The 26,927-nt window shown below is 68.4% G+C and carries 14 protein-coding genes; 4 read left to right on the forward strand and 10 right to left on the reverse strand.

Annotation, left to right across the window (positions count from 1 at the left end; translation table 11 throughout):
- Positions 1-10: 10 nt before the first annotated feature.
- A complete protein-coding gene (locus tag BAY15_RS17365; RefSeq protein WP_068854234.1) occupies positions 11-10,444 on the reverse strand; it encodes an Ig-like domain-containing protein in 10,434 nt (3,477 codons plus the stop codon).
- Positions 10,445-10,541: 97 nt separating this feature from the next.
- A complete protein-coding gene (locus tag BAY15_RS17370) occupies positions 10,542-12,470 on the reverse strand; it encodes a DUF11 domain-containing protein (RefSeq protein WP_068854235.1) in 1,929 nt (642 codons plus the stop codon).
- A 582-nt stretch (positions 12,471-13,052) separates the two neighbouring features.
- Here BAY15_RS17370 and BAY15_RS17375 point away from each other — a divergent pair.
- On the forward strand, positions 13,053-13,403 hold the full coding sequence (locus BAY15_RS17375; protein WP_237334372.1) for a helix-turn-helix domain-containing protein: 351 nt from the start codon (positions 13,053-13,055) through the stop codon (positions 13,401-13,403).
- Between the two features lie 30 nt (positions 13,404-13,433).
- On the opposite strand, the gene ung is transcribed toward BAY15_RS17375, so the two are convergent.
- From ung to rhlB, 5 genes are all read right to left on the reverse strand, one after another.
- Positions 13,434-14,138 (reverse strand): uracil-DNA glycosylase, encoded by a 705-nt coding sequence (gene ung, locus BAY15_RS17380; RefSeq protein ID WP_068854237.1) that lies wholly within the window; start codon positions 14,136-14,138, stop codon positions 13,434-13,436.
- Positions 14,135-14,977, reverse strand: a complete 843-nt coding sequence (locus tag BAY15_RS17385) for a response regulator (RefSeq protein ID WP_068854238.1) — start codon at positions 14,975-14,977, stop codon at positions 14,135-14,137. The genes ung and BAY15_RS17385 overlap by 4 nt, the downstream gene beginning before the upstream one ends.
- Positions 14,978-14,989: 12 nt before the next feature.
- Positions 14,990-15,940: a permease-like cell division protein FtsX gene (gene ftsX / locus BAY15_RS17390; protein WP_068854239.1), complete on the reverse strand. Its 951-nt coding sequence runs from the start codon at positions 15,938-15,940 to the stop codon at positions 14,990-14,992.
- A complete protein-coding gene (ftsE, locus tag BAY15_RS17395) occupies positions 15,937-16,623 on the reverse strand; it encodes a cell division ATP-binding protein FtsE (RefSeq protein WP_068854240.1) in 687 nt (228 codons plus the stop codon). Before ftsE ends, ftsX begins: the two co-directional genes overlap by 4 nt.
- An 82-nt stretch (positions 16,624-16,705) precedes the next feature.
- A complete protein-coding gene (gene rhlB / locus BAY15_RS17400) occupies positions 16,706-18,418 on the reverse strand; it encodes an ATP-dependent RNA helicase RhlB (protein ID WP_068854241.1) in 1,713 nt (570 codons plus the stop codon).
- A 540-nt stretch (positions 18,419-18,958) separates the two neighbouring features.
- Here rhlB and trxA point away from each other — a divergent pair.
- Entirely contained in the window at positions 18,959-19,288 is a 330-nt protein-coding gene (gene trxA, locus BAY15_RS17405) for a thioredoxin (RefSeq protein ID WP_068854242.1), read from the forward strand.
- Positions 19,289-19,510: 222 nt separating this feature from the next.
- On the forward strand, positions 19,511-21,283 hold the full coding sequence (rho, locus tag BAY15_RS17410) for a transcription termination factor Rho (RefSeq protein WP_068854243.1): 1,773 nt from the start codon (positions 19,511-19,513) through the stop codon (positions 21,281-21,283).
- 116 nt (positions 21,284-21,399) lie between these two features.
- Here rho and BAY15_RS17415 read toward each other — a convergent pair whose 3' ends face one another.
- Both BAY15_RS17415 and BAY15_RS17420 read right to left on the reverse strand, forming a co-directional pair.
- Positions 21,400-21,612 (reverse strand): hypothetical protein, encoded by a 213-nt coding sequence (locus BAY15_RS17415; RefSeq protein ID WP_157771777.1) that lies wholly within the window; start codon positions 21,610-21,612, stop codon positions 21,400-21,402.
- Between the two features lie 154 nt (positions 21,613-21,766).
- Positions 21,767-24,295 carry a glycoside hydrolase family 3 protein gene (locus BAY15_RS17420; RefSeq protein WP_083214291.1) on the reverse strand — a complete coding sequence of 843 codons (2,529 nt, stop codon included), beginning with the start codon at positions 24,293-24,295 and terminating at the stop codon, positions 21,767-21,769.
- A 330-nt stretch (positions 24,296-24,625) separates the two neighbouring features.
- On the opposite strand from BAY15_RS17420, the gene BAY15_RS17425 reads away from it, so the two are divergent.
- Positions 24,626-25,633: a LacI family DNA-binding transcriptional regulator gene (locus BAY15_RS17425; protein WP_068854246.1), complete on the forward strand. Its 1,008-nt coding sequence runs from the start codon at positions 24,626-24,628 to the stop codon at positions 25,631-25,633.
- A gap of 4 nt (positions 25,634-25,637) precedes the next feature.
- Here BAY15_RS17425 and BAY15_RS17430 read toward each other — a convergent pair whose 3' ends face one another.
- Positions 25,638-26,909 carry a sugar MFS transporter gene (locus BAY15_RS17430; protein WP_068854247.1) on the reverse strand — a complete coding sequence of 424 codons (1,272 nt, stop codon included), beginning with the start codon at positions 26,907-26,909 and terminating at the stop codon, positions 25,638-25,640.
- Positions 26,910-26,927 lie beyond the last annotated feature (18 nt).

The following is a 26,927-nucleotide window of genomic DNA, read 5'->3' on the forward strand; positions in this document are numbered from 1 at the left end:
GGTCATCTCCTCAGCGGTCCGCACGGTCGGCGGGGCGGGCCGGCGCAGCGGGCTGCACCTGGACCTGCACACGGGCGGCAACCTCGGCAGGCAGCCGTGGCAGCAGGGCCTTGCGCAGCACCTCGGCGCGCTGCCCGGCCAGTGCGGGCGTGGCCTGCCCGGCGGCTACGCTCACCTGCCCCCCACCCTGCGTCTCCAGCGTGCGTGCTGCATGCGCCAGCACCGTCTCGGCAGCGGCGCCCAGCGTGGCCTGGCCGGGAACGAACAGCCCTTCCCCGACCTCCAGCACCGATTGCGGTGGCCCGGCGTTGAACCTGCCTTCCGGCAATGCCACGCCGAAGTCGAAGCGCACCGGCAACCCCGGGGTGATCCGGCGCAGCAGCGGATTGCGGGTCGTGAAGCGCGCGTCGGCTGGCAACGTGGTCGGATCGACCTTGAGGATGAAGTTGCGTCCGCGCGCCTGGCCACCGTTGATGCCGACCAGGTGGTAGCGGCCGTACGCATCGGTTTCGATCACCAGGCCTTCCACCGATGCCACGCGGACACCGGGGATGCCACGTTCGCCTGCGTCCTGCACGCCGTTGCCATTGCGATCATTGAACACGCTGCCGATGACCAGGCTTTCGTCCAGCAGTGGGTCGCCGATCACCTCCACGTCGGCCGAGGCCACGTTGCTGATGGTGGTGCCCAGCACGTCATTGGCGGTGATGCGGTTGGTATGCACACCCAGCCCCACGCCCGCCCCCACCCGCAGGTAGTACACCAGCGTGGCCGAACCACCGGCGCGGATGTCCAGGCCGTCGATGCGCAGCGGTGCCACGCCGCTGGCACGTGCGGCGTTGTCGATGTCCTGCGCTTCGAACCCGCCCGGGATGAAGGTGAAGCCGCTGGGCAGGGTGTCGAACAGGGTGACGCCCAGCGCGTCGAAGTCGCCCATGTTCTCCACGGTGACCACGTAGCGCACCACGTCACCCACCTTCACGCTGCGCTGGGTGGCCTGCTTGGTCAGGCGCAGCACCACCGCATCGGCGGTGACCACCACGTTGACCCAGCCTTCCACGCACACCGGGGTCGGCATCGAGGCATCGCAGATGTTGTAGCTGAAGTTGTCCAGGCCGCTGTAGCCGACGAAGGCGGTGTAGATGCATTCGCCGTTGCCGCAGGTTGCGCGCCCGTTGCCAGCCGCCCTGCCCAGTCGCATCGACGCCGGGTTGATGCGCGCACCGCTGGTGGTGAGGTTGTCCAGCAGCGGTACGGTGGTGGTGGTCCCACTGAGCACGGTGATGTTCTCGTCCACCACGTCCACGTCGTTGACCTGGGTCTGCACGTTGACCGTGGCACTGCTGCAGACCGCCGGCGAGGCCTGGTTGCAGAGGCTGTAGGTGAAGCTGTCGGCACCGCTGAAGTGGGTCATCGGTGTGTAGCGCACGCTGCCGTCAGGCAGCACCACCGCCGTGCCCATGGTCGGCGCGGTGGTGATGGTCACCGCCACCGTGCCCGGGTCGACCGGCGCGCCATTGGCCAGGTCGTTGGCCAGCACCGGCACATCGACGGCCGTGTCCTGCGGCGTGCTGGCCTGGTCGTTGTTGGCCACCGGGACGCTGTTCGGCGCTGCCGCCAGGGTCACCGACACCGTACCCACCGCGCATACCGTGGGCTGCGCCACCAGGCAGATCTGGTAGGTGGTGGTGTAGGTCGTCCCGGGCGTACCGGCAGTGACGTCGACGCTGCCGTCGGGCTGGATGGTCAGCGCCGGGGTGTTGGTCGGGGTCAGCACCACCGTGGTCGGGTCCACGGGCGTGCCGTTCAACGTGTCGTTGGTCAGCACGTTGGTCACGCCGGTGGCGCCGCCCGGGGGCACGCCGGGCACGCTGTCGTCATTGGCCACCAGTACGCCCGCGCTGGCCAGCGTCACCGACACCGTGCCGATATCGCACACCGCCGGCTGGGCCACCAGGCAGATCTGGTAGGTGGTGGTGTAGGTGGTGCCGGGCGTGCCCGCCGCGACGTTGACACTGCCGTTGGGCTGGATGGTGATGGCGGCGGTGTTGACCGGGGTCAGCACCACGGTGGCCGGGTCCAGCGCGGCACTGTTGTAGGTGTCGTTGGTCAACACGTTGGCCACACCGTTGGCGCCGGCGGCCGGCACATTGGTCACTGTGTCGTCCACCGCGTCGAGCAGGCCCGGCGTGGTGGCCAGGGTGACCGACACCGTGCCGATGTCGCACACCGTCGGCTGTGCCACCAGGCAGAGGCGGTAGGTGGTGGTGTAGGTGACACCCGGGGTACCGGCCGCCACGTCCAGGCTGCCGTTGGGCTGGATGGTCAGCGCGGTGGTGTTGTTCGGGGTCAGCACCACCGTGGCCGGGTCGAGCGCGGCGCCGTTGAAGGTGTCGTTGGCGAACACATTGAGCAGGCCGAGCGCACCGGTTGCCGGCACGTTGCTGGCGGTGTCGTCCACAGCGTCCAGCAGCGCGGCCGTGACAGTCACGCTGACCGTGGCGGTGTCGCACACGTTGAGGTTGGGCGCGGGCAGGCACGCCTGGTAGGTGAAGGTGTCGGTACCGGTGAAGCCTGCGTTGGGGGTGTAGCTGATGGTGTTGTCGCCGTTGACCACGGCGGTGCCGTTGGACGGCGGCACCGGCACGGTGAACACCGCGCCGACCGGCAAGGTGTCGTTGGCGGCCACGGCCAGTACGGTGGTACCGGTCCCGGCGGGCAGCGCGTCGTCGGCCGCATCCGGGCGCACCGCGACCAGCGCGGTGGCCTGGGCGCAGTTGCCCGGCTGTGCGTTCTCGCACACCTGGTAGGTGAGCGTGGTCGCTGCCGGCAGCGTGCCCGGTGCCACGGTCACCACGCCGTTGGCGGCCATGCTGTAACCCGGCACCGTGCCGACCAGCGAGGCGGTCACCGGCGTGGTCCCCGGAACGATCGGGGCGCCGTTGAAGGTGTCGTTGAGCAGCACGCTGGCGGTGGTGCCACCGGTCGGCGCAACCGGCGCGCTGCTGAAGTCATCGGCCTGCGCGACCAGGGCGCTGGCCGTCACCGTCAGGCTCACCGACGCGGTATCGCACACGCTGCCATTCGGTGCGGGCAGGCACACCTGGTAGGTGAAGCTGTCCGCGCCGGTGAAGCCTGCGGTTGGCGTGTAGCTGATGCTGCCATCGGGATTGACCACGGCGGTGCCGTTGGCCGGCGCGACCGGAATGGTGATCGTCGGGTTGAGCGGCAGCGTGTCGTTGGCGGTCACCGCAAGCACCGTGGTGGTGCCTGCCGCGGCAGACAGCGTGTCGTCCGCAGCGGCCGGGCTGACCGCCACCAGCGCGGTGGACTGCGCGCAGTTGGTCGGCACGGCGGTCTCGCAGACCTGGTAGTTCAGCGTTACTGCAGCGGGCGTGGTGCCGGCCGCAACAGTGACGACACCGTTGGCGGCCATGCTGTAGCCCGGCACCGCGCCGACCAGCGAGGCAGTCACCGGCGTGGTCCCCGGAACGATCGGGGCGCCGTTGAAGGTGTCGTTGAGCAGCACGCTGGGCGTGCTGCCACCGGCAGCCGGTGCTATCGGGGTGCTGCTGAAGTCATCGGCAACGGCGGTGACCGTGGTGACGGCGACGGTGATCGAGACCGTCGCGGTGTCGCACACGCCGGCACCCGGGGCGGGCAGGCAGGCCTGGTAGGTGAAGCTGTCCGGGCCGGTGTAGCCGGTGTTGGGCGTGTAGCTGATGGTGCCGTCGCCGTTGACGATGACCGTACCGTTGGCCGGTCCGGCCGGCACGGTGATGGTCGGATTGACCGGCAGGGTGTCGTTGGCGATGACATTGAGCACCGTGGTGGTACCCGCCGCTGCGGTCAGCGTGTCATCAACCACGACCGGGCTGACCGCGACCACGGCGGTGGACTGCGCGCAGTTGGTCGGCACGGCCACTTCACACACCTGGTAGCTGAGCGTCACCGCCGCCGGCGTGGTGCCGGGGGCCACGCTGACCACGCCGTTGGTGGCCATGCTGTACCCCGTCACCGGGGTCACCAGCGATGCCGCGACCGGGGTGGTGCCAGGCACGATCGGGGCGCCGTTGAAGGTGTCATTCAGCAGCACGCTGGCGGTGCTGCCGCCGGTCGCCGGTGCGATCGGTGCTGCGGTGAAGTCATCGGCCACGGCGGTGACCGTGGTGGCGCTGACGGTGAGGGTCACCGTGGCGGTATCGCAGACACTGCCGCCCGGTGCGGGCAGGCACAGCTGGTAGGTGAAGCTGTCCGGGCCGGTGTAGCCGGCGGTCGGGGTGTAGCTGATGGTGCCGTCCCCATTGACCACGGCGCTGCCGTTGGTCGGTGCGACCGGAAGGGTGACCACCGGGTTCAGCGGCGCCGCATCGTTGGCCAGGACGTTGAGCACGGTGGTGGTGCCGGCGGTGGCCGGCAGTGCATCGGCCACCGCATCCGGGCTGACCGCGACCACGACGGTGGCGCCGGCGCAGTTGGTCGGCACCGCGTTCTCGCACACCTGGTAGTTCAGCGTCACGGCGGCGGGCGTGGTGCCGGCCGCAACGGTGACGACACCGTTGCCGGCCATGCTGTAACCGGGCTCGACGGTGAGCAGGGTGGCAGTCACCGGGGTGGTACCCGGCACGATCGGCGCACCGTTGAAGGTGTCGTTGAGCAGCACGCTGGCGGTACTGCCGCCGGTCGCCGGCGTGATGGGCGCGTTGGTGAAGTCGTCGTTGACCGCGGCAAGGCCGGTCAGGCTGACGGTGACCGCCACCGAGGCGGTATCGCAGACGGACGCCCCCGGTGCAGGCAGGCACACCTGATAGGAGAAAGTGTCCGCGCCGGTGAAGCCGGCCGTGGGCGTATAGGTGATGGTGCCGTCGCCATTGACCACGGCGACGCCGTTGGCGGGCGCAACCGCGATCGTGATCGACGGGTTGGCCGGCAGGGTGTCATTGGCGCCGACATTGAGCACGGTGGCGGTACCCGCCGTGGCCGGCAGGGTGTCGTCCACCGCGTCCGGGCTGACCGCCACCACGGCGGCAGCCGCGGCGCAGTTGGTCGGGACGGCGGTCTCGCAGACCTGGTAGTTCAGGGTGACCGCGGCAGGCGTGGTGCCCGGGGCCACGCTGATCACACCGTCGGCGGCCATGCTGTAGCCGGTTTCCACGGTCAGCAGGGTGGCGGTCACCGGGGTGGTGCCCGGCACGATGGGTGCACCATTGAACGTGTCGTTGAGCAGCACGCTGGCTGTGCTGCCACCGGCAGCCGGGGCGATCGGCGTGGCGGTGAAGTCATCGGCCGCAGCGGTGAGCGAGGTCACCCCCACGGTCACGGCGACCGTGGCGGTGTCGCAGACACCGGCTGCCGGCGCGGGCAGGCAGACCTGGTAGGTGAAGCTGTCCCCGCCGGTGAAGCCGGCCGTGGGCGTGTAGCTGACGGTGCCGTCGCCGTTGACGAGCGCCGTGCCGTTGGTCGGCGCGGCAGCGATGGTCACGGTCGGTGCCAGCGGGGCGGTGTCGTTGGCCAGCACGTTGAGCACGGTGGTGGCGCCGGCGGTGGCCGGCAGCGCGTCGTCCACCGCGTCCGGGCTGACCGCGACCACCGCCGTGGCACCGGCGCAGTTGGTCGGCACCGCGTTCTCGCAGACCTGGTAATTCAGCGTTACCGCCGCCGGCGTGGTGCCGGCGGCCACGGTGATCACGCCATTGGCCGCCATGCTGTAGCCGGTGACCGGGGAGGACAGCGAGGCGGTCACCGCCGTGGTACCGGGAATGATCGCGACACCATTGAAGGAGTCGTTCAGCAGCACGCTGGTGGTGCTGCCACCGGTCGCCGGCGCGATGGGCGTGGCCGTGAAGTCATCGTTGGTCGCGGTGAGCGTGGTGGCGCTCACGGTCAGCGACACCGTGGCGGTGTCACACACCCCGGCGCCCGGCGCAGGGAGGCACACTTGGTAGGTGAAGCTGTCAGCACCGGTGTAGGCGCCGGTCGGGGTGTAGGTGATGCTGCCGTCGCCGTTGGCCACGGCCGTGCCGTTCGCGGGCGCGCCGACAACGGTGACCACCGGGTTCAGCGGTGCGCTGTCGTTGGCGAGCACGTTGAGCACGTTGGCGGTGCCGGCGGTAGCCGGCAGCGTGTCATCGGTCGCGTCCGGGCTGACCGCAATGAGCGCGGTGGCGGCTGCGCAGTTGGTCGGCAGGGCGGTCTCGCACACCTGGTAGCTCAGGGTCACCGCGGCAGGCGTGGTGCCTGGCGCCACGCTGACCACGCCGTTGGAGGCCATCGTGTAGCCGGTAACCGGACTGATCAGCGTGGCGGTCACCGGGGTGGTGCCCGGCACGATCGGCGCGCCATTGAACGTGTCGTTGAGCAGCACGCTGGCGGTGCTGCCGCCCGCCGCCGGCGGGATCGGCGACGCGGTGAAGTCGTCGTTTGTCGCGGTCACCGTGGTCGCCGTCACCGTGAGCGCCACCGTGGCGGTATCGCACACGCTGCCATGCGGGGCCGGCAGGCACAGTTGGTAGGTGAAAGTATCGGGTCCGACAAACGCACCGGTGGGCGTATAGCTGAGCGTACCGTCGCCGTTGACGACCACGTTGCCGCCGGCCGGGGCGGTGGTCACGCTGAGCACCGGCGTGAGCGGCGCCACGTCGTTGGCCAGCACGTTGAGCACGGTGGTGGCGCCGGCGGCCGCCGGCAGCACGTCATTGACCGCGTCGGGGCTCATCACCACCACGGCGGTGGCCGTGGCGCAGTTGCTGGGCAGCGCGGTTTCGCAGACCTGGTAGTTCAGGGCGATGGAACCGGGCAGCGTGCCGGCCGCTACGGAGATCACGCCGTTGGCGGCCATGCTGTAGCCCGAGGCCAGCGTGGTGAGCGAGGCGGTGACCGGGGTGGTGCCCGGCACGATGGCCACGCCGTTGAAGGTGTCGTTGAGCAGCACGCTGGGCGTGCTGCCGCCGGTGGGCGAGATCGGGCTGGCGCTGTAGTCGTCGTTGATCGCGACCAGGGCACCCGCGGCAATGGTGATCGCGACCTGTGCGGTATCGCAGGTGGCGCCGTCCGGTGCCGGCAGGCACACCTGGTAGATGAGCGTGTCGGCGCCGCTCTGCCCGGCGTTGGCGGTGTACTGCAGGGTGCCATCGGCCGCGAGCACGGCAACGCCCTTGGTCGGCAGCTGGGTCACCGTGAAGGTGGCACCGGCCGGCGCATTGTCATTGGCGGCCAGGTTGAAGCTGCCCGGCTGGGTGCCGGTGACACTGGCGGTGTCGTCGGCCGCATCCGGCGCGATCAGCACCTGTACGTCGGCCGTGTCGCAGTTGGTCGTGGAGCCCAGTTCGCACAGGGCATAGCTGAGCGTGGTGGCGCCGGCCGGTGCGAACCCGGCCACGGTGATGACACCGGCGCCATCGATGCTGAAGCCGGCGGGTGCGCCCACCAGGTTCACGGTGACCTGCAGCGGATTGACCGCGGCACCATTGAAGGTGTCGTTGCCCAGCACGCTGGGCGTGCTGCCACCAACACCCGGCGCAAACACCGGTGCGCGGAAGTTGTCGTCGAGCGCGTTGAGGGTGTTGGCGACCACGGTGATGTTCACCGTGCCGGTGTCGCAGGTCGCGGCGTCCGGGGCGGGCAGGCAGACCTGGTACTGCACGGTCTGCGGGCCGGCGGCAGCCGGCGTGTAAGTGAAGCTGCCGTTGGGCTGCAGGGTGAAGCTGCCTGCGGCGGGCGGCGTGACCAGGGTGTAGCTGGCGCCGGCCGGTGCGTTGTCGTTGATGCTGACGTCGCCGACCAGCGGCTGACCGGCCGGCGTGGTGTAGGTGTCGTCGGCAGCCGCGGGGGCGATCAGCAGGGCCACCTGCGCGGTATCGCAGTTGCTGCCCGCGCCGGCTTCGCACAGCTCGTAGGTGAGGCTGACTGCACCGGCGGCGGCGCCGGCGGGCACGTTGATGACGCCGGCGCTGGTGATGGTGAAGCCCGGTGGCGGCGCGTTGACCAGGCTCAGGGTGACCTGGGCGGCGGTGACCGGGGCGGCATTGAAGGTGTCGTTGCCCAGCACGCTCGCGGTGCTTCCGCCGGTGACCGGCGAAATCACCGGGGCGGTGAACACATCGTCGACCGCGTCGATCGTATTGGCCGCGATGATCACGCTCACCGTGGCCGTCGCGCAGGTGCCACCGTTCGGCGCCGGCAGGCAGACGCGGTAGTCGAAGGTGTCGGTACCGGTCGTGCCAGGGTTGGCGGTGTAGGTGAGCGCACCGTTGCCGGCAAGGTCGATGCTGCCCAGCGTGGGCGCGGTGAGGGCGAAATACTGCGAACCGGCCGGCGCGTTGTCGTTGATCGCAACCGAGCCGTTCACCGACTGCCCGGCTTGCACGTTGAAGGTGTCGGCCAGCGCAGTGGGCGAGACCAGCAGCTGGACGTCGGCGTCGTCGCAGTTGGTCGGCACGGCGACTTCGCACAGGCGGTAGCTGAGCGTGACCAGGCCGGCCGGAATGTTGGCGGCCACGGCGATGGTGCCGGAGGTCGGGTCCAGGGTGTACCCGGGCGTGGTCGAGAGCAGGGTCGCGGTCACTGTCCCCGGCACCACCGCACTGCCATTGAGGGTGTCATTGCCCAGCACGCTGGGCGTGGTGCCGCCGGCGCCGGGGATGGCGGTGGCGAAGGTGTCATCGTTGGCCAGCAGCGCGTTCGCGCCGAGAGTGACGGTCACGGTCGCGGTATCGCAGACAGTGCCATTGGGTGCCGGCAGGCAGACCTGGTAGCTGAAGGTGTCGGTGCCGGCAGCACCCGCGTTGGGGGTGTAGGTGAAGGCGCCATCGCCGCCGATGACGGCAGTGCCCTGGGTGGCCGGGGTAACCAGCGAGAACGCTGCGCCGGGCGCGGCAATGTCGTTGGTGCCCACGTTACCCAGCGCCGGTTGCCCTGCACCGGGCGTGGTCACGGCATCGTCCACCGCATCGGGCCCGACCACCAGCTGCACGTTGGCGGTATCGCAGAGGGTCGGCGCGCTGGTGAGGCAGATGCGGTAGGCCAGGGTCACCGCGCCGGCAGCGGTGCCTGCAGGCACGGTGATGAAGCCGCCGGCGTCCATCACGTAGCCGGCCGGAGCGGTGATGAGCGTAGTGGTCAGATTGGCCGCGACGACCGGATTGCCGTCGAAGGTGTCGTTGGCCAGCACGCTGGTGGCCAGCGTGCCGCCGCTCTGTGCCGGCACCGGGGTTGCGGTGAAGTCATCGGCCACCGCGTCGATGACGCTGGCGTTGATGTTCAGCGTGACCGTGGCGGTATCGCACGCGGCGCCATTGGGCGCGGGGAGGCACAACTGGTAGCTGAAGGTGTCGGTGCCGGTCGCGCCTGCATTGGCGGTGTAGGTGAAGCTGCCATCGCCGAGCAGCTGCAGGGTGCCCTGGGTGGGCGCGGTGCCGGTCTGGGTGAAGGTGGAGTCGACCACGTAGTTGTCGTTGTCGCGCACGTTGGCGACCAGCTGCGCGCCAGCCTGCACGGCGTAGCTGTCGTCCACGGCATTGGGCCCGACCACCAGCAGCACGTTGGCGGTATCGCAGTTGGCCGGCGATGCCTGTTCGCACAGTTGGTAGGTCAAGGTCACCGGGCCGGCGGCGGCGGTGGCCGGCACGTTGACGGTGCCATCGGCGGCAATGCTGTAACCCGACGGCGCACTGGTCAGCGACAGCACCATGTTGGCGGCCACGACCGGGACGCCATTGAGGGTGTCGTTGGTCAACACGCTGGCGGTGATGCCGCCGACGCCCGGCGGCAACGGCGCGGCACGGAAGTCGTCGTCGTTGGCAATCAGCGCTGCGGCCTGCACGGGAATGCTGGGGGTGGTGGCGGTGTTGTCGCCCGGGGTCGGGTCGGTGGTGCCCAGCGGCGGGGTGATCGTAGCCACGTTGGCGGCGATGGTGGCCGGCGTGGTGGTCGGCGCGGTGCCGTTGACCAGCACCACCAGGACCTCACCGACGCCGACGTTGACGCCGATGTTGACGCTGCCGGTGCCCGATGCCGCCGCACACTGCGTGCTGGGCGAGACCACCGCGCAGGTCCAGCTCACCGCGGTCAGCTGCGCCGGCACGCTGTCGACCAGCGTGGCCCCCACCGCCTGCGACGGCCCCTGGTTGCGCAGCTCGATGCGGTACTGCACCGCGCCGCCGGCGGCGACCGGCGTGGGCGTGGTGATGGTCTTGGACACGCTCAGCTGCGCGCTGGCGGCCAGCGTGTTGCTGTCGCTGCTGGTGTTGTTGCCCGGGGTGGGATCGGAGATGTCGGCCGGCGCGGCGACCGTGGCGGTGTTCACCAGCGGGTTGCGGTAGGCCTGCGCCTGCGCACCGCTCGCGGCCAGGGTCATCAGCAGGATGCCGGCCAGCGGCAGCGCGCGGGCGCGCAGGCAGCTTTCAGCGAGCTGGGAAAGGAAGCGTCGGGCGCTGGCGGTCGACATGCAGGATTCCTCGAAAGCAGCGCGCAGGCATTCGGCCGCGCACCACGTGTTGCGACGTTGCTGTCGGCGCGCCACCGGGCGCGCCGGGTGGATACGGCTAGTACGCGGCAGGGTCGGCGCTGAAGATCACCGGCACGGTGATCGTTGCCTGCCCGCCGTTGATCAGGTCCACACCCAGGCTCACCCCATTGGTTCCCGCCGCACCGCCACTGGCGGCGCTGCAGACGCTTCCCGCCGACGCGATGCAGCTCCATGGCGCGCTCAGCGTGGCGCCGGCCGGCAAGGTGTCGGTCACCTGCGCCGCCGTGACCGGATCGGGCCCGGCATTGCTGACGGTGATGACGTAGCTGGCGGTTCCGCCGGGGGTATAGGAACCGCTGCCATCGGACTTGGTGATCGACAGATCGGCCTGGCGCGTGCGGTTGGTGATGCGGCACACCACGTTGAGCGGCTGCGCCGACAATGCCGGCGAGGTGAAATTGAAGTTCTGCCCGGTACCGCTGGTCAGCGTGGTGCCGGCCTGGTCCTTGCACTCCCAAGTGCTGGCGTAACGCGCAAGCACCGTGGCGGTGCCTGCGGTTTCAGCCAGGGTGTAGACCGCGCCGGGCGTGGTGACCACTGCGGTGGTGGCGCCGTTGTTGCCGACATTGGCCACGCTGGCCAGTACCGTGGCGCCCTGCGCCACACTGAGGTTGAACAGCCCCGGGTCGGTGGTCGGCGCCAGCGTCTTGACCAGCTGCACGGTAGCCGCGCAGCTCTGCGAAATGCTTTCCACGGTGAACACGGCCTGGCCGATGCGGATGCCGAGCAGGCCCAGCAGGTTGTCCACCACGCCGCCCAGCACCGCGCTCAGCACCGGCGCCACCACCGTGTTTACGACCGGCCGCAGGACCGGCAGGAGTGTCTGCACCACCGCATTGACGATGCTGTTCACGGGCAGCGGCAACTGCACGAGGTTGTTGACCAACCGCACCACCGGCGTGCCACTGGTGATGCTGATGTCCAGGCTGTTGACCAGGCTGGTGACCAGTGCGGTGGCACTGACGGTGCCGGCCGAAAGCGTGCGCGTCTGTGGGTAGGGTCCAGTGAACACCACCGACTGCGTCGACGGCGTCCCCGTGGCAACCGCCCGCAGCGACACCGTCAGCGGCACGTCGACGTCGGCCACCTTCAGCGCGGAAAGCAGGCTTACCGCGACGGTTACGTTGAGCGTGGTCGCATTGATCGGGGTGACGCTGGCGGGGGTCAGCACTGCGGTGCGGTTGAAGAACACGGCATCGCTGATGGTGCCGATGTACAGGTTGACCAGGCCCGGACGGGCCTGCAGGGTCACCGCACTGCTCGCCAGGTTGACGGCATTGATGGTGCCTTCGGCGCGGGCGATGTCGGCATAGACCGACAGGTGCAGCAGCGACGCGGTGATGGTGGTGCCGGACAGCGACACCAGCCCGGCAATGTTCAGCCCATTGAGTGCATTCACCAGCGGCGCGATGGTCAGGCCCTGGGCGATATCGAAGTCGAACTTCAGTCGGATCGCGGCACTGTGGAAGCCGGTACCGACCGGGCCGCAGTTGTAGGTGGGCGGTTCGACCACCTGCGCCCAGACGCGGACGTTGGCCAGGCCGCCGAGCCCCAGCGGCGCGAGCTGCGCGGTGGTCAGGGTGATCGGGGTGGGCGTGGTCACCACGTTGCGGAAGTTGTACAGCTGCACGCCACCGGTGATCAGGTCCAGGACGTCCAGGTTGACGTTGGCCAGCGAGCCGGGCGGCAGGCTCACCTGCAGCAGGTCGGCCAGGCGGATGTTGCCGGTCAGGCCGCTGAGCGATGGCGTAAGCAGGTTGAGTGCGTTGGCGGCCAGCGTGTTGCCGTCAGCCTGGAGCACCGAAACCAGCGCGGCCTGCAGCTGGCCCAGGGTGATGTTGGCGTTGAGCACCTGGCTGGGGTCGCTGACCGCGACACCCCCGTTGAGGCGGGTCAGCAGGGCATTGAGATTCACATCGGCACCGGCGATGTGGTTCCAGTCCACTGCGCTGATATTGATATTCGTTCCGGGCAAAAGCGTCGTGAAAAGCAGGTTCAGGACGGGACTTTGGGTGCTGTCCACCTGCGCAAGTCGCGGACCGGCAGAAACACACGCGCCATTTGCCGTGCACGCATCCTGGGCATTTGCGACAGTGAAAATGCTGGATAACGCGAGCCCCATCACAATTAATGCGGAGATACTGACAATCCTGAACCGCACTAACACCCTTTTCACACCTGAAACATTATCCATCGGCCATCCCCCGGTCGTGGCCGCAGCACTCCATCACGGGTAGGAAAATACCTACCATGTGTGACCGGATGCTGGCCTGTCTCGTTCAGATTCTGCCGGCGGACTTTCTGGCCGGCATGGAGGATTAACTACGTGGACGGGCGACAATCGTCAAACCGGCCAGTAGATTTACTGAGGGAAGTTTGGCTGTCGCTGCGGGTTTTACGGATGGGTAACCCTGCGGCGCCAACGACGGACAGCGATTCTGTACATTCTGTTGAAAGAATCGCTGTCTCGTTAGTATCGATAACCATCCACCACTCAAGGAACGGGAAGGGGATTGCCATGCTCACGATGTCAGACCGGATCCGTGGGGCGCGGACCAGTGCAGGGCTGTCGCAATCGCAACTCGCGAATGAGACTGGCGTGAAAAGAAGTGCGGTAGCGCAATGGGAAAGAAAGGAGGGCACGCATCCGAGCGTGGAGCACCTGGCCCGCATTGCAGTGGTGACGCAGGTGCGTTTCGAGTGGCTGGCCACCGGGCGGGGCTGCGGCAAGGCCGATGGCGGCGAGTTGAGCGCGGCGGCGCCCACCGCCGATTACGCGCGCAACGACCTGGAGGGCAACATCCTGTCGCTGTTCCGGCGCCTGCCGCCGCGCAAGCGGCAGGTGGCGCAATCCATCATCGAAATGCTGGGTGTGTAGGTAACGACGGTAGGTAACGACTGTTGGTCGTTACACCGACATCGGCGGCAACGACCAGTCGATGCCGCCCAGGCCGCGTCGCTCCAGGTACTGGTTGGCCGACGAGAAGTGTCGGCATCCCAGGAAACCGCGATGCGCCGACAACGGCGACGGATGCGGTGCCTTGAGCACGCGGTGGCGGCCGGTATCGATCACCTTGCCCTTCTGCTGGGCGTAGCTGCCCCACAGCAGGAACACCAGGCCCTCGCGCTCGCGGTTGAGGGTGTCCACGACGTGGTCGGTGAAGCCTTCCCAGCCGCGTTTCTGGTGGGAGCCGGCCTGCCCCTCTTCGACGGTCAGCACCGCGTTGAGCAGCAGCACGCCACGGCGGGCCCACGGCAGCAGGCAGCCATGGTCCGGGCGTGGCAGGCCGAGGTCGGCTTCCAGTTCCTTGTACATGTTCAACAGCGACGGCGGCACCGGCACGCCGGGCATCACCGAGAAGCTCAGGCCGTGGGCCTGGCCCGCACCGTGGTACGGATCCTGGCCCAGGATGACTACCTTGACCTGGTCGAACGGGGTGGCGTCGAACGCGGCAAAGATCTGTGGGCCTGGCGGGAACACGTGCGCGCCGGCCGCCTTGCGCTGGCGCAGGAAGGCCGCCAGGTCGCGCATCTCGGGGCGCAGCAGGTAATCGCCAATACGCGCCTTCCAGCTCGGTTCAAGCTGGATGGTCGGGTGTACGTCGTCGTTCATCGCACCAGGGGTTTGTCGTTGAGGCGTGACAGGCGCAGCTGAAACAGCACCTTGGTGACCAGCAGGCGTTCTTCGATCGGCTTCTGCACCAGGTCATTGGCGCCGGCCTGCAGCAGCCCGGACTGGTTGAGCGGGTTGCCGTCGCCGGTCATCACCAGCACCGGCAGGCGCCGCTTGCCGTAGCCGAAGTCCACGCGCACGCGCTCGACCACATCCAGCCCACTCAGCTCGCCCTTCAGGGTGACGTCGGTGAGCACCAGGTCGATGCGGTGGCTGCTGCGCCCCAGCGATTCGGCGGTAAGCAGCGCGAACGCCTCTTCGGCGGTCATCACGTGCAGCACGTTCAGGCTCTGCCGTTCGAGCATGCGCTTGGTCGCTTCGGCGACCACGCGGCTGTCTTCCACGTACAGGATGGTGGCGCCGGGAATGGTTTCCGGCTGCACATAGCCACGGATGAACGTCGCCAGGGCTTCATGGCCCAGCGCCTTGTCGAAATAATCGGTGACGTAATCGGTGAAACGGCGCTGCTCAAGGTGCTGCTGGGCATCACCGGAAACCACGATCACCGGCACGTAGGCCTGCCCGGCGGTTTCGCGTACCAGCCGGGCCAGGTCCAGGCCGTCGCCATCACTGAGCGTCAGCGAGGTGGTGACCAGGTTGACCGGACCGGCCGCCAACGCCATGCGCGCGTCTTCAATGCTGGCGCAGCCCACCACCTCGACCGCCGGCAGCTCGCGCTGCAACACGTCGGCGATGAGCTTGCGGACCAGCTTGGAACCATCGACCACCATGACGCGTGGTGCGTCGTCGACCAGGTGCTTCAGTACTTGCGGACGCATGCAGGGCAGGCCTCAGGTTTCGGTCGGACGGGTCTGGCGCAGGAAATGCCCCGTCACCAGCCACGCGCCCAGCCAGCCCAGCACGACAGTGCCGACCAGCACGAGCGAAGAATGCAACAGGTCCAGCCCATGCAGCACGAAGGGGCTGGCATAGCTCTGCGACAGCGCGGCCAGTGGCGGGCGCAGCGCGAGCCCTGCCCCACCGACCAGCGCCAGGGCCAGCGCACCGGCACCCAGCCCGTACCACGCGCCCAGGTAAAGGAACGGGCGGCGGATGAACCCATCGCTGGCGCCCAGCAGCTGCAGCACGCCGATTTCGTCGCGGCGCGCCTGGATATCCAGCCGCACCGTGTTGCCGACCACCAGCGCCGCGCCCAGGCCCAGCAGCACCGACAGCACCTGCACCAGGCGCGTGCCGAAGCCCAGCCAGGCATCCAGGCGCTTGCGCCACAGCGCATCGTGCTGGACCAGATCGGCCTGCGGCATGCCTTCCAGCGACTGCGCCAGGCGTGCGTCGTCGGTACCGTTGGCCGGGGTGATGATCAGCAGCGAGGGCAACGGGTTGTCGTGCAGCGCATCGATGGCTTCGCCCAGCCCGGCGCTGTCGCGCAGCTCGGCCAGACCTTCGTCCGGCGAGCGCAGGGTCACCCCGGCCACATCCGCGCGACCGCGCAGCGTGTCGGCGACCTGACGGGCGGCGGCGGCGGCGACGTCGGTCTTCAGGAACAGGTTGATGTCGCGCGACTGCTGCACGCTGCCGGCGAAATGCTTGAGGTTGTCCAGCGCGATCGACAGGCCCAGCGGCAGGGCCAGGGCGAGCGCCATCACCATCACGGTCAACAGCGTGGCCCACGGCTTGCGCCAGGCACGGCCCAGGCTGAACACCACGCTGTGGCCGTGGTGGTGCAACCACACGCCCAGGCGCGACGGCGCCGCGGCTTCCTTGTTGGTGGCGGTACTCATTCGGCCAGGTCCTGCGGCGAGATGTCGTCAATGAGCTTGCCGTGGTCCAGGATCAGCACGCGCTTGCGCATGGCGCGCAGCAGCGCCAGGTCGTGGCTGACCACCAGCACGCTGGTGCCGCGCTCGGGCAGTTCGGCGAACAGCGCCATGATTTCAGCGGCCAGGGTCGGATCGAGGTTGCCGGTGGGTTCGTCGGCCACCAGCAGCTTGGGCTCGCCGACGATCGCACGGGCGATGCCCACGCGCTGCTGCTCACCCGCCGACAGCTGCGACGGCAGCGCCTTTTCCCGATGGCCAAGGCCCATGCGCTCGAGCACCGAACGCACGCGCTTGCCGATATCGCCCCGCCGGGTACCGCGCAGGATCAGCGGCAGGGCCACGTTTTCGGCAATGCTGCGGTCCATCAGCAGGCGATGGTCCTGGTAGACCGCACCCACCGCGCGACGGTGGTGCGGGATATCGCCGCCGCGCACCTTGAGCAGGTTGCGCTCGTCGAACACCACCGCGCCACGGCTGGGCCGTTCGTCGAGGTGGATCAACTTGAGCAGGGTGCTCTTGCCGGCGCCGGAGTGCCCGGTCACGAACAGCATTTCACCGGGCGCGACATCGAAGCTGACGTCCACCAGAGCCTGGTGGCCGCCCGCATAGTGTTTGCTGACATTGTCAAAACGCAGGACGCTCATTCCTCCGATTATGCAGGAGGAGGATGGCGGCGTGGGAACGTCGTGTCGCCCGGCCACCGGCCGGGCGCTACCGTTGATCAGATCAACCGCCCGACAGCATGCGGCGGATCTTGCGGCCGATGCGGGTCAGGAAGCCTGCACCCGGGTCCGCGGCCGGCGCGGTGTTGCGCATCGGCTTGGCGGTGACCTGCACCGGCGTGACCGACTGCGCGGCACCCTCGGCACCTTCCACCGGACGACCGTGGCGACGACGGCGGCGCTTGCGCGGTGCACGCTCGCCCTCGGCCGCACCTTCCGGCGCACCTTCCGCGCGCGGCGGACGCGGCGCCTGGGCAGGCTTTGCAGCCTCCACCGGTGCAGCGCCTTCCACGGCCACAGCGGGCTGCTCGCCTTCCACGCGCGGCTTGCGCGGGCCACGCGGACGGCGTTCGCCGCTGCGCTCACCACTGCGCTCGCCCCGGCCACCGCCGGAACGGCTGCCGCTGGACGACCGACCGCCGCCGCGACGCTCTTCCTCGGCGGCGCGGGCTTCGCGCGCTTCGCGGAAGATCTGGCCGACGCTTTCGTTCTCGTCGCCTTCCTCGCCCGGCGCGGCCGGCGCGCGTTCCGGACGCGGCAGCGCGGTCAGGATTTCGCTGGTGACCGCTTCCACCGGGATCTTCTGCTCGATGTAGGCCTCGATGTCCGGCAGGCCCATCGCGTAGCGTTCGCAGGCGAAGCTGATCGCATCGCCTTCCTCGCCCAGGCGGGCGGTACGGCCGATGCGGTGCACGTAGTCTTCGGCGTCGAACGGCAGGTCGTAGTTGTAAACGTACTTGATGCCGTCGATGTGCAGGCCGCGCGCGGCAACATCGGTGGCCACCAGGATTTCCAGCTGGCCCTTCTGGAAGCGGTTGAGCAGGCTCTCGCGCTTCTTCTGCGGCACATCGCCGGAGAGCACGCCGACGCGGTAGCCGGCCTTCTCAAGCGAGCGCGCCACGCGCTCCACGAACACCTTGGTGTTGACGAACACCATGGTGCGCGCGCCTTCGCTGCGCGAGAGCAGGCCCAGCAGCAGCGGGATCTTCTCTTCGTCGGCCGGGAAGTAGATGCGCTGGCGCACGCGCGCGGCGGTGATCGATTCGCTTTCCACCACCAGCTTCTGCGGCTCGTTCATGTGCTCATAGGCCAGCTCCAGCACGCGGTGGCTGAGCGTGGCGCTGAACAGCAGGGTCTGCCGGGTGGTGCGCTCGGGCATGCGGCGCAGCAGGAAGCGGATGTCCTTGATGAAGCCCAGGTCGAACATGCGGTCGGCTTCGTCGAGCACGCAGATTTCGCAGGCGTGCAGCGAGACCACCTTGTGCTGCTTGACGTAATCGATCAGGCGGCCCGGGGTGGCGATGATCACGTCCACGCCCTGCTGCAGCAGTTCGCGCTGCTTGTCGTAATCCACGCCGCCGTAGACCAGCGCAAAGCGCAGGCCGAGGTCCGAGCCGAACTTCACCGCATCCTTGTGGATCTGGATGGCCAGTTCGCGGGTGGGCGCCAGGATCAGCGCGCGCGGGTCTTCCGGCTTGCGGTCGGCCAGCGCCGGGCGGGTCAGCAGCCGGTTCACCACGGCCACCAGGAACGCCAGCGTCTTGCCGGTACCGGTCTGGGCCTGGCCGGCGACATCGCCGCCGGGCAGTGCCACGGGCAGGGTCAGCGCCTGGATCGGGGTGCAGCGGGTAAAACCAGCGCCTTCAAGGCCAGCCTGCAGGGCCGGATGCAGCTCGAAGGAGGAGAAGGTCAAATCGGTCAGCGGTTTGTCGCTCATGAGTCCGTCTTGGTAAGGCCAGCCGACAGAGATGCGGGTGGCTTGCAATCTTGGGGGGCACCGTCGCCATTGGGCCCTGCGCCTGGGAAGGCGGAGGCCGGACCGAACCGGTCCCGGGGCGCCGCACAGTGGGCCAGTTTAACGCAAAGCGGCCGGCAAACCGGGGGAGGCCGTCGCAGCCCCCTCTGCGACGGCCCGGCCAGCCGTGGAGCCTCGCCCTGCGTGGCTGCATTTCACGGCCCCCACCCCCAGTTGAACGCCGGGATCCAGGGGGCTGGAACCGCCAGAGCCCCACCCGCATATCGTTCCCGCCAGCCCCGGCAAAGCGCGATGACGGTCACAGGATGATTCTTTCCAACCGGTGTCTGTCGCCCCGCGACGATAGGGGTACACTGCCGGCCGTGAGCGTCCAGGCATCCATCGGACGCACCGCTGGCCGCACCCGCGGCCACGAGGCAGCAGACGCGGACCAGGCCCCCAGCCCTGTCCAGGTTCAACCCCTCCGGCCCTGCCGGGTGCACTCCAAAACGAGAGACCAAGATGAGCGACAAGGTTGTACATGTCGGCGATGCCGACTTCGATAGCGCCGTGCTGAATTCCAAGGAACCGGTCCTGGTCGATTTCTGGGCCGAATGGTGTGGCCCCTGCAAGATGATCGCCCCGGCCCTCGACGAGCTGGCCGACGCCTACCAGGGCCGCGCCAAGGTCGTGAAGGTCAACGTGGACAACAACCGCGCACTGGCGGCCAAGTACCATGTGCGCTCGATCCCGTACCTGGTGGTGTTCAAGGGCGGTGAGAAGGTTGGCGAGCAGATCGGTGCCGTCGGCAAGGCCCAGTTGGCCGGCCTGCTCGACAAGGCCCTGGCCTGAGCCACCCGGCAGCCGGCCACCCCGGCTGCCCCGCGGGCCCCACGCCCGCATGAATGACCCTGCCCCACCCGGCTTGCGCGCTGCCGCGAGCCGGTGTTAGTGTCGGCATATCCGGCCGCATTCGCGCGCCGCATCTTCTGGACGACGTTTCTTTCCAGAATCCCTTCCCAACGTTCGCCGCCCCTGCCGGGCGCTCGCACCTTCCAGCGAGGAATTCAGCACTTGTCCGATATCACTACTTCCGAACCCGGGAGCGCCGACGCGCCCGCCGAGAAGCGCGTGCGCAAGCCGCGCGTCGCCAAGGCCGCTGCCAGCAGCGCCGACACCGGGTCTTCCCCCGAACAGAACGCCCTGCCCCTGGCTGCCGCGCCCTCCGCGCCGGCGCCGGCTGCACCGGCAGCGCCGCAGCAGGCCTCCCAGGCACCGGCCGCTTCCGGCGGCGATGCCCCGGCCCCGCAGGGCGGTGGCCAGGACGCCGCCGACGGCGGTCAGCGCAACAACAACAACAACCCGCAGGGCGGCCAGAACCCGTACCAGCAGGGTCAGAACCAGGGCCAGGGCCAGAACCAAGGTCAGGGCAACCGCCGTGACCGTTTCCGCAATCGCCGTGACCGCGACCGCAATCGCGGCGGTGGTGGTGGTGGCTTCCGCGACGACGGCATGCCGCAGGACAATGGCGAACAGCAGCCGTTCGTGCGCAGCCAGCAGGCCAACGTGCCCGAGGGCTTCCCGGTCTATTCGCTGAGCGACCTCAAGCGCATGCCGGCCCAGAAGCTGCTGGAAATCGCCGAGCAGCTGCAGATCTCCGAAGGCGTCGCCCGCGCCCGCAAGCAGGACGTGATCTTCGCCCTGCTCAAGGTGCTCACCCGCCATGGCGACGGCGTGGCCGCCGACGGCGTGCTGGAAATCCTGCCGGACGGCTTCGGCTTCCTGCGCGCGGCTGAAGCCAGCTACCTGGCCGGGCCGGACGATACCTACATTTCGCCCAGCCAGATCCGCCGCTTCAACCTGCGCACCGGCGACCACCTGTCCGGCCGCATCCGCTTCCCGAAGGACGGCGAGCGTTACTTCGCGCTGTCGATCGTGGACACCATCAACGGTGAGCCGCTGGAAGCGTCCAAGAACAAGGTGCTGTTCGAGAACCTCACCCCGCTGTTCCCGCGCAAGCGCTTCACCCTGGAACGTGGCAACGGTTCGTCCGAAGACATTACCGGCCGCATCATGGATCTGATGGCACCGCAGGGTAAGGGTCAGCGTGCGCTGATCGTCTCCCCGCCCAAGGCCGGTAAGACCATGCTGATGCAGCAGGTGGCGACGGCGATCACCACCAACCACCCGGACGTGCACATGATCGTGCTGCTCATCGACGAGCGTCCGGAAGAAGTGACCGAAATGCAGCGCACCGTGCGCGGCGAAGTCATCAGCTCCACCTTCGACGAACCGGCCGCGCGCCACGTGCAGGTTGCCGAAATGGTGATCGAGCGCGCCAAGCGCCTGGTGGAACACAAGAAGGACGTGGTGATCCTGCTCGACTCGATCACCCGCCTGGCACGCGCCTACAACAACGTGGTTCCCAGCTCCGGCAAGGTGCTCACCGGTGGTGTGGACGCCAACGCCCTGCACCGCCCGAAGCGCTTCTTCGGTGCCGCGCGTAACGTTGAAGAAGGCGGCAGCCTGACCATCATCGCCACCGCGCTGGTCGACACCGGCAGCAAGATGGACGAGGTGATCTACGAAGAGTTCAAGGGCACCGGCAACAGCGAAGTGCACCTGAACCGTCGTATCGCCGAAAAGCGCGTGTACCCGGCCATCGACATCAACCGTTCGGGCACACGCCGCGAAGACCTGTTGATCGAACCGGAGCTGCTGCAGAAGATCTGGATCCTGCGCAAGCTGCTGCACCCGATGGACGAAATCGCCGCGATGGAGTTCCTGCTCGACAAGATGAAGAACACCAAGTCCAACGACGAGTTCTTCGGTTCGATGAAGCGCTGACCGGCGCCAACATCGAAACAGAAAAAGGCCCCGCACTGCGGGGCCTTTTTCATGGCTGGGGGCCCCAACCGATCAGCGCTGGCTGACGGTAGGTGCCGACCGTTGGCCGGCACGCCTCACGGCCGCATGCGATCCAGCAATGGTCCGAACTGCAGCGTCCCCAACGAGGCCACCGGTTCCAGCGGCGGCTCCACCACGCCCACTGCATCGACCTCGGCGGCCCCCTCCTGCACCGCCGTCCCATCCCCGTGTTCGAACCCGATCCCTGCCCGCACCATGGTCGCCACCCCGACCAGGATCAGCAGCGACAGCCCACCCAGAACATGCATCAGCGTCACATCGATTCCCCCGCGCCCGTGTAGCTCACACGCTACCCGTCACCCGGCGGGAATCCCCTGCAACAACTCCCATTTTCGCGGCAAACCCGACACATCCTGGCGTGGTAGCGCCGGCCGTTGGCCGGCCCATGCATCACCTACCGCTTCACCGGCACTCCACCACCCCCTCGGCCTTGTCCGCCTTCGTCGCCACCCGCACCTGGGTGAAGGCCGCGGCGAACGGCTTGTCCGCGCTGACCACGAACGGGGCTTCCACCGCGCCCAGGTCGATGCCCTTGCTGGCGAAGCAGGCCAGCGGAATGGTCACCGTGCGCTTCTGGCCCGGGGTGAGCGTTGCCAGCGCCGGGGCGATATCCACCCCGCCCTCGCAGCCGGTGCCGCACTGCATGGTCACCATTACCGGCGAGGCGGGCGGGTGCTGCACCATCACGTCGAACTGCAACGCGCCGTTGCTGCGCGCCAGCGCGCCCAGGTTGCGCCGCGAGGTGCTGCGCGCGATCAGCTGCGCCGGGGCCAGCCAGGTCACTTCGCGGGCGTCCTGCTGGGTGTTGATCTGCACCGTGCGCACGTCGGCCACCGGCGTGGCGGTGGGCCAGCGCAGGCTGGCGTTGAGATCGTTGCCGAGTGGCTGGGTGGCACCGCCGGCGGCGATGTGCAGCGAGAACGGCGCGCTATCCACGCGATTGAAGATCGGCAGCGTGGTCACTTCGCCGCAATGGTCCGGGTTGGTTTCGGGCAGGCGCGCGACCTGCGCGGGCTTGGCATAGCTCAGGCCATAGCCGAATTTGAACAGGTCCGGGCGCTTCGGGTCCGGGCGGTCGATCGGTGCCGGGCACGGCACGCCCGGCCACGGGAAGCTGAGCCGGCCGTGGAAGTCGTGCGCGGGCCTGCCGTCCTTGCCTGCCACCAGAACGTCGGTGATGCCCTTGCCTTCGGTGCCCGGCAGCCACGCGGCAACGAATGCCTGCGACAGGTTGAGCAGGTCGTTGGTGTACATCGGGCGGCCGGAGAAGTACACGGTGACCAGCGGCTTGCCGGTGGCGGCGGCGGCCTTGAGCACGGCAAGGTCCTGCGGCTGCGCACGGCTGTGGCTGACCGTGTCCGAGGCGAGGATGTCGCCGTTGGTTTCGGCGTACGGCGTTTCGCCGATCACCGCGACCACCACGTCGAACGCTGACGCATCGATGCCCTTGGCATCGGCGCTGTAGGTCACCTGCTTCGTGCCCAGCTCGGCGCGCAGCGCGCCCAGCACCGAATCGGCATTGGGGAAATCGGCGTTCGTGTTCTCGGTACCCTGCCAGGTCAGCGACCAGCCCCCGGCCTGGTCGGACAGGCTGTCGGCACTCTTGCCCACCACCAGCACGCGCGCATCGCGCTTGAGCGGCAGCACCTTGTCCTGGTTCTTCAGCAGCACCAGCGATTCGCGCACGGCTTCACGCGCCAGCTCGCGGTGCTGCACGGCGTTGGCGTCGCCCGCGAAGCGGCTGTCGGACGGCTTGTGCTCGAACAGGCCCGCACGCAGCTTCACCCGCAGGATGCGGGTCACCGCATCGTCGATGCGCGCCATCGGAATCTCGCCGCTCTCCACCTGGGCCATGGTGTTGGTAATGAAGGCCTTCCAGTCATCAGGCACCATCACCATGTCGATGCCGGCGTTGATCGCCTGGGCGCAGCTGTCGTTGCGGCAGCCGGGCACCTGGGCGATGCCGTTCCAGTCGGACACCACGAACCCGTCAAAGCCCATCTTTTCCTTCAGCGCGCCGGTGAGCAGCGCCTGGCTGCCGTGCATCTTGCCGTAGTCCACGCTGCCGGCGCGGTCGTTCCAGCTGTTGAACGAGGCCATCACCGTCTGCACGCCTTCGCCCAGCGCACCGAAGTAACCCTGGCCGTGCACGTTGATCATGGTGGCCTTGTCCACCGTGGCCTCGCCCTGGTCGCGTCCGTTGTCGGTGGCCCCATCGCCGATGTAGTGCTTGGCGGTGGCCACCACGTTGCCGTCGCCAGTGAAGCGGCCCTGCGCGCCCTTGACGTAGGCGGTGGCGTATTCGCGCACGATGGACGGGTCGGACGAGAAGCTTTCGTAGGTGCGACCCCAGCGCGGGTCATGCGCGACCGCCAGCGTGGGCGCGAACACCCAGCCGATGCCGGTGGCACGGGTGGCGGTGCCGGTGGCGGCGCCGATGCGCTCGATCAACGCGGCATCGCGGGTGGCGCCCAGGCCGATGTTGTGCGGGAACAGCGTGGCGCCGAACACATTGCTGTGGCCGTGCACGGCATCGGTGCCCCAGATCACCGGCACCGGGGTGCGCGCGTCGGTGGCCAGCGAGGCGGCGTGATAGGCATCGGCCAGCTTGACCCAGTCGGCCACGCTGGCGTGCTTGTCCATGCCCGGCCACGAACCACCGCCATTGAGCACGGAGCCGATGTAGTAGGTACGCACCTGCTCCGGGGTGATCTGCTTGATCTCCGGCTGGGTCATCTGCCCGACCTTCTGGGCCAGGGTCATCTGCGCAAGGATGCTGCGCACGCGGCTTTCGATGGCCGGGTCGGAGGCGATCGCGCTGGTCACGTGCGGCCAGTCCTGCAGGCGCTCGGCGGCGGGCGCGGCATGCGCCTGGGCGGCCAATGCCGTCAGGACACAGACGGTAAGAAGAGTCTTCCGGGCGCTGCTCACGTGCATCTACCTCCAAGAAAATGTGCGGATGATGGACCGGGCGCGGGCTGATTCGGCGCATCCGGTGACAGCGCTGTCATATAAGCCCGGCGGGGCGCTGTCAACCGGTCGGCGAACAGCTTGTCCTGGTATCCCCGTCGTTGTTGGGCTGGCTCTTTTCGCGCACGCGGGGAATCCGCAGTTGCTGTTGCAGCGCCGCATGGAAATCCAGACCGTGCACGAATACCCCGCAACGTGGCACCATCCGCCTGCTTCGGTAATCCCGAAACGACACAGGCGCATTACCATCGGCAGCGGCCGGCCGGGCTCTCCAGGAGGATCCATCGCACCATGCGTAGTCGTATCGAGGATGTCGCCGCCATTGCGGGCGTTTCGATCAAGACCGTATCGCGCGTGCTCAACAACGAGCCGAACGTACGGGTGGAAACGCGCGACCGCGTGCTCGCTGCGGTCTCCCGGCTGGGATACAAACCGAACCTGTCGGCGCGCAGCCTGGCCGGGCAGCGCTCGTATGCACTGGCGCTGGTCTACAACAACCCCTCGCGCAACTACCTGATGGAAATCCAGAACGGCATGCTGGAAGCCTGTCATGCCAACCACTACAACCTGATCCTGGGGCCGGTCGGCATCGGCCGGCGCACCCTGCCCGACCTCGCCGCACTGTTCGAGAACTCGAGGCCCGATGGCGTGGTGCTGATCCCGCCGCTGACCGACGATGCGGTGGTGCTGGCGTACCTGGAAGACAACGAGATTCCGTTTTCCAGCATCGCACCGCGCCATCCCGAAGGGCGCATCGGCGTACGCATGGACGAAACCACCGCAGTGGTGGAACTGATCGGCCATCTGGTCGCGCAGGGCCACCGTCGCATCGCCCATATCAAAGGCCCGCGCGCGCATGGCGCGTGCCAGTGGCGCCTCGCCGGCTATCGCCAGGCACTTCGCGACGCGGGCATTGAGTACGACCCGGCGCTGGTGGTGAACGGCCAGTTCTCGTTCGAATCGGGCATCGAGGCGGCCAACACGCTGCTGGACCTGCCCGAGCCGCCGACCGCGATCTTCGCGGCCAACGACGACATGGCCGCCGCGGTGTTCCGGGTGGCTGGCCAGCGCGGCCTGCGCGTGCCGCGCGATCTTTCCGTGTGCGGCTTCGATGACACGCCCATTGCCGGGCACATCTACCCGGCCCTGACCACCGTGCGCCAGCCCACCGACACGATGGGTCGGCTGGCCACCGAACAGCTGATCGAACGCATCCGCTCGCCGAAGGCCGGCCGCATGGTCACCGTGGACCATGCGGTGCTGGTGCGTGAATCCACCCACGCACCCCGGCGCCGTTGAGCGGTCAGGCGTAGCGGCGCGACCCGCGCCATGCATAGAACACGATGAAAAGGTAGCACAGCATCGGCAGCAGGAACGAAGCCTGCAGCCCGTAGTGGTCGGCCAACCAGCCTACCGCCAGCGGAACCACCGCGCCGCCCACGATCGCCATCACCAGCAGGCTGGAGCCCTGCCCGGTGAGCGGGCCCAGGCCGCCGATGGCGAGCGCGAAGATGGTCGGGAACATGATCGAATTGAACAGACCCACGCTGACCACGCTCCACTTGGCCAGCTCGCCGGTGCCGAGCATGGTCACCGCCAGCAGCCCCATCACCACCAGCGCGAACAGTCCGAGCAGGCGACGCGGATCAAAGCGCGCCAGCAGGAACGTACCGACCAGGCGGCCGACCAGCGCACCGCCCCAGTACAGCGACACATAGCGCGTGGCCTCCTGCTCGGTCAGGCCTTCGCCGATGCCCGGCATGGACAGGAAGTTGACCAGCACGCTGCCGATGGACACTTCCGCACCCACGTAGAAGAAGATCGCCAGCACGCCGAAGGCCAGGTGCTTGTGGCGCAGCGCCGCACCGAGCGTGCCCTGCTCCTTGCTGTCTTCCACCCCGGCAATGCTGGGCAGGCGGAACATCCAGATCGCCGCGGCCAGCACGAACAACGCGATGGCCAGGCCGAAGTACGGTACCTGCACTGATTGTGCTTCAGCGGCGCGGTAAGCCAGAGCTTCGGCCTGCGGCAGCAGCGCGAGCTGCTCGGCGCTGCGCGGTTCGGCCGCCAGGATCAGCAGCCCACCGAACAGCGGGGCGATGGTGGTGCCCAGCGCGTTCATCGACTGGGCCAGGGTGAGCCGGCTGGAGCTGGTCTGCTCCGGCCCCAGCAGCGCCACATACGGGTTGGCCGCGACCTGCAGCACGGTGATGCCGGTGGCCAGCACGAACAGCGCGCCCAGGAACAGCCCGTATACATGCAGCGCGGCCGCCGGCCAGAACAGCAGCGCGCCGACCCCGGCGATCGCAAGACCGGCCACGATGCCGCGCTTGTAGCCCACCGCAGCCACCAGCCGGCCCGCCGGCAACGACATCAGGAAGTACGCGCCGAAGAACGTGAACTGGATGAGCATCGCCTGCACCCAGGTCAGCGAGAACGCAGCCTTGAGGTGCGGAATCAGGATGTCGTTGAGGCAGGTGATGAAGCCCCACATGAAGAAGATCGCCGTCACCACGGCCAGTGCCATGCGTGTGCTCTGTACGTGCTGCCCGCGAACCACGGTGGAAGTGTCCATTGCCTGTCCTTCTGATGG

The organism is Stenotrophomonas rhizophila (assembly GCF_001704155.1).
Lineage (GTDB): Bacteria > Pseudomonadota > Gammaproteobacteria > Xanthomonadales > Xanthomonadaceae > Stenotrophomonas > Stenotrophomonas rhizophila_A.